Raw genomic sequence first — 3,909 nt, forward strand, 5'->3', positions numbered from 1 at the left:
TTGGTATATCCAGCGTTTCTTAAAAGGTTTTAATCCTTTAATTTTTTCTTTTTGCGCTGAATCTCGTTTGCCAATTTCCCGGGCAAGAACTTTTTTGAGAGTTCCTTTCCGGTAACTCGTTCAAACTCAATGATGATGTCTTGCTGGAAGTCTTTGATGCCTTCTAAATCGTAGGTTTTTTCGCGTAATGCTTTAATCTCATCGTCTTTGCTTCTGTATTTTTTTTCGGTCATATAATTGGATAGTTTCTTTTGCCAATAGGCGATTGTACTTTTGGAAATGTTGTATTTCTTGGAAGCAAAGTTAGCAGAAATTTGTCCGTTGGCAATTTGCTGAATGACGAAAATCTTGAATTCAAAAGAGGTTTCTTTACCGTTTCTTTTTCGGCAGGGCTGATTGTTTTGTGTGTCCATAGGATACTAAAAGTGTTTAAATTTTAGTCAACCTATTTTGGTACGATAGATTTTTTAAGCTGACGCACAACGGAAAAGGGCTTTGTGAAGGAGCGGATTAGAAAGACTGAACTCTCAACTTTGTACTAATTTAAGCAAAATCATTTTATCTATTTGCTAATTTACATTTTAAAAGCAAATAAAAAATTGGTTTTTGCGGATTAAATGCAATAACCTTGAATTAAGCACTTAACCCGCTATTGCTTATACACATTGTGCCTGTTGCACAAGTTAGCAAAAAGCTAACATACGGTTATACTTAATTTACAGTTGTGTTCTAATTTCATGGTATGCAAGGAAAAAAAGTATATCAAGAACAGCTGTTCAACAGTTTTCAGCTGAGTGAGCGGGTGCCGGTCACTGATTTCTACCGCCGATTGAAAGAATCCTTACACTTAGATTTTCTCTATGATCTTACACGTGGCTTTTATGGCAGCAGCGGTCAGAAGAGTATAGATCCGGTGGTGTTCTTTAAACTTTGCCTGGTGGGCTATTTAGAGAATATCATCAGTGACCGCAAACTTATCGAACATTGCAGTATGCGGCTGGATATCTTGTATTTCATCGGGTATGATATTGATGAAGAGCTACCCTGGCATTCTACCATCAGTCGTACACGACAACTCTTCCTAGAAGAATTGTCTCGTCTTTGTTGTGCGCAGGCTTATTAGTATTAATGTTTTAATTATGCTTTTTCACATTATTTTGGTAATCCGACAAGCAGCTTGGAAATACTGGTAATAACTTTTGCTTTTGTTCTTCAATTCCAATTTTAATAATCTCGATGTATTCCGCTTGAATCTTTGCAGTTGATCATTTACAATACCCTTTAGTCAAATCAGGATATTTTACTGCCATTTCTTTAGAATCTGCTAAACATTTTTCCATTAATATATTAGCGCTTTCATTTGTACAACTTTGGTTTTTGGTTCAGCCAGTACGGCTTTTATTACCTTACAGGGAAGAATTGGTAGGAGACATTCGAAGAAGCAGGTGGCACGGTGGCGTTATTGATCTAATAATGGATTCAGTAGGTGGAATGGTTGGAATTGCCAATTTTATTTCTAAAGAAGATAAATTAGCAACTATTGATCTCAGAATTGATGATTTACAAGGTGCAAAAGCATTTAATTATTTTAAGATAATTTAGTACATTTGGGCAATAGACTAACAGCAACAAGTATGCAGGCTTTCCAGGAAGGTTAAGTGGTTGCTGAAGGAAAAGTCGCTTACAACTTCATTAAAAGTAAATCCTGAAAATTGAATATTTGGAATATTTTCTAAAACACCGACATGCTACTTGGCTAGAACTATTCTTCGACCTTGTTTTTGTATCCAGCATTGGAGTAGTAACTCATTCTCTGGCGCATACTCATAATAACCATTTAACTCCTGAACAGATTTGGCTATTCCCTTTACAATTTATTGTGATCTGGTGGATCTGGATCGTACATACCTTATTTTCCAATCGATTCAATCATGATAATAGGACTGAAAGAATCTTTAGTCTTACAATTATGTTCTTGATGATAATCATGTCTGCATTTTTTGGAGATGATCTCTTTCAGGATTATCCTGCCTTTGTCGGTTTTTATGCGGTTATAAAGTTAATATTGGTGTTTTTATTTTTTAGAGCATCTAATCAAGACCAGCACTCTGTAAGTTATGCTAGGAAAAGTGGTTATATAATTCTTTTAGGCACGGGAATTTCAGCTATTTCCATTTCCTTGGAAACACCCTTAAGGGAAATTGTTTTGGTTTCAGGAATTCTAGTTGAAATGCTCGGTATTTATCTTGTAAGTACACGGAATTTGGAGAAACCAAAACCAGTCCATCGCGAACATATGGTAGAACGAATAGGATTATTTTCAATAATACTTCTGGGAGAATCTATTATAAGTCTTACAGGTACTTTAAGAAATGTCAATTGGGACATTTTAAGTATTGTGGCGGCAGTTACGGGTTTTATTATGATTGGCCTTATTTGGTGGATATATTATGATAGTTTTCATGTTAATGAGCGGATTAAATCTATGACCAACGGGTTTCCTATGTTGTATTCCCACTTGTTTTTAGCTATGGGTTTTGTAATCTTGGCTAATGTGATTCGACATGCTATTTTAAATGATCTAAATATGGATGAGTTTAGAATTCTGGCGATTACGGGAATGAGCTTTTTTTATATCGGAAAACAAACCGTTTATATTGTTTTTATTCCTCCCTTCCGTAAAAGGATGACAATTAATACACTGGTATGTATTTTTATAACCATAGCATCTACCTTTTTGCCAAAAATGGAATATACGCTTGTTGGAATTACAATAGGTATGCTGTTTTACACGTTTGCCAATTTCAAGTTTATCTTAACCAAGGATATATCTGAGTATGTTTCGAAAGAATAAAATTATATAGGCTTGCGTACAACGCGTATTTGTGTATGAATATTAGCGAAATTTTTGCGATCACTTTTGCAAAGTAATTTACAAAATAAAAAAGAATAGCGACTTGGATTAAAAAACCAAGTCGCTATTACTTATTCACGTGTTGTTGTGAGTAGTTTTCACTTTAACTTTTCTAGTAATAGTTCGGCAACTAGTTCTGAAGATGCAGGATTTTGTCCAGTTATTAATAAACCATCTTCGACCGCATAAGGATTCCAGTCTGCTTTTTTAGTGTAAATTCCACCATTACTCTTTAATATATCTTCAACCAAAAATGGAACAACAGAAGTTAGTTGAACAGCTTCTTCTTCTCCGTTTGTAAATCCAGTTACTTTTTTCCCATTAACCAAAGATGTCCCATCCGTATTTTTTGTGTTTTTAAAAATTGCAGGAGCGTGACAAACAGCAGCAATAGGTTTATTGTTGTTATAAAAATCTTCTATTAAGGCAGTTGAGTTTTCATCTTCAGCTAAATCCCATAAAGGACCGTGTCCACCAGGATAAAATACTGCGTCATAATCTGCTTGATTTACAGTTTCCAATTTTATTGTTTTAGATAAGATCTCTTGAGTTTCTTTATCATCATTAAATTTTATGGTTGCTGGAGTTTGGAAATCTGGTTAAAAGTATAAGAAAGTGTAATTATACTTAAAATGGGGAATAGTGGTGTTTCCCTAAGAATATCTTGGGTATCCTTTTCATTTTCCTAATGATGATCAGTTATATAAGTAGTTGCCTGTCCTCATGTAGTCTTATACTTAAAACTAAGTAAAAAAGGACGCCCGCTAAATCGGAATTCCATTCACTCATTTACTTCGCTTCCGGTTGTTTTTCAATTTCAGTATCTCCATTTCCTTCCGGCCGTTGCTGTCCTTACCTTTTTTGTAATGCAAAATACCAATATTTAGAAGTTAGTCCAGGTTGCATAAGCCAGTCGTCCCTCCTTTTTATAAACCTTCCCTAATTCTAAATATTAGCAACTGTATCAGCATCAAAAAAGGGAACAGCAAACGGCG

The 3,909-nt window shown here is 34.8% G+C and carries 3 protein-coding genes and 2 pseudogenes; 3 read left to right on the forward strand and 2 right to left on the reverse strand.

The window, feature by feature from the left end; genetic code table 11:
* Positions 1 to 29 precede the first annotated feature (29 nt).
* Positions 30 to 413 carry a helix-turn-helix domain-containing protein gene (locus RM529_RS16275; RefSeq protein ID WP_034887612.1) on the reverse strand — a complete coding sequence of 128 codons (384 nt, stop codon included), beginning with the start codon at positions 411 to 413 and terminating at the stop codon, positions 30 to 32.
* A 329-nt stretch (positions 414 to 742) separates the two neighbouring features.
* Between RM529_RS16275 and RM529_RS16280 the strand changes: the two are divergent.
* From RM529_RS16280 to RM529_RS16290, 3 genes and pseudogenes are all read left to right on the forward strand, one after another.
* Positions 743 to 1,093, forward strand: a pseudogene (locus RM529_RS16280) (transposase); the annotation flags it as partial.
* A 284-nt stretch (positions 1,094 to 1,377) separates the two neighbouring features.
* Positions 1,378 to 1,602, forward strand: coding sequence for a hotdog family protein (locus RM529_RS16285; protein ID WP_311485798.1), 225 nt, complete (start codon positions 1,378 to 1,380; stop codon positions 1,600 to 1,602).
* A 118-nt stretch (positions 1,603 to 1,720) separates the two neighbouring features.
* Entirely contained in the window at positions 1,721 to 2,854 is a 1,134-nt protein-coding gene (locus RM529_RS16290; RefSeq protein ID WP_311485799.1) for a low temperature requirement protein A, read from the forward strand.
* A gap of 158 nt (positions 2,855 to 3,012) precedes the next feature.
* Here the strand turns inward: RM529_RS16290 and RM529_RS16295 are convergent.
* Positions 3,013 to 3,510 (reverse strand): annotated as a pseudogene (locus RM529_RS16295) (type 1 glutamine amidotransferase domain-containing protein); the annotation flags it as partial.
* Positions 3,511 to 3,909 lie beyond the last annotated feature (399 nt).

Source organism: Autumnicola edwardsiae (assembly GCF_031846505.1).
GTDB lineage: Bacteria > Bacteroidota > Bacteroidia > Flavobacteriales > Flavobacteriaceae > Autumnicola > Autumnicola edwardsiae.

Coding starts and splice junctions, on each gene's coding strand:
- RM529_RS16275 (WP_034887612.1), bottom strand. CDS start 413: ATGGACACACAAAACAATCAGCCCTGCCGAAAAAGAAACGGTAAAGAA.